Consider the following 518-nt stretch of genomic DNA (forward strand, 5'->3'; position numbering starts at 1 on the left):
TCGTAGGCCAGCTCACCGGAGAACGAGATCCGGCAGATCCGGGCCCGGACGCCGGACGCGAGGGTGGTTTCCTTGAACGTCATGAACGGGAAAGCCTCGGCCTCCAGGCCGCCGTCGGCCGCCAGTTCCGGGGCCAGTTTCGCCACGACGGCGCGGGATTTGGGCCCGACGACGGCGATGGTGGACCACTGCTCCGTGACGGAGGTGCAGTGCACGTCCAGTTCGGGCCATTCGGTCTGCAGCCATTCCTCCAGCCAGTCCAGGACCTTGGCGGCGCCGCCGGTGGTGGTGGTCATGAAGAACCGGTCCGGATCGAGGCGGAGTGTGACGCCGTCGTCGAAGATCATGCCGTCGGGGGTGCACATCACGCCGTAGCGGGCCGAACCCGGCGCCAGTTTCTTGAACGCGTTGGTGTAGATGCGGTTCAGGAACTCGCCCGCGTCCTTGCCGCGGATCTCGATCTTGCCCAGGGTGGTGGCGTCCATGAAGCCCACGGATTCGCGGACGGCCGCGCATTC

Annotated in this window: 1 protein-coding gene; it reads right to left on the reverse strand. The window is 67.0% G+C overall.

From position 1 onward, the window contains the following. The coding region (locus QCD75_RS21880; RefSeq protein WP_301231624.1) for an aminomethyltransferase family protein at nt 1-518 on the reverse strand (518 nt) is incomplete at both ends.

This window comes from Arthrobacter sp. PsM3, from assembly GCF_030433895.1.
Classification (GTDB): domain Bacteria; phylum Actinomycetota; class Actinomycetes; order Actinomycetales; family Micrococcaceae; genus Arthrobacter.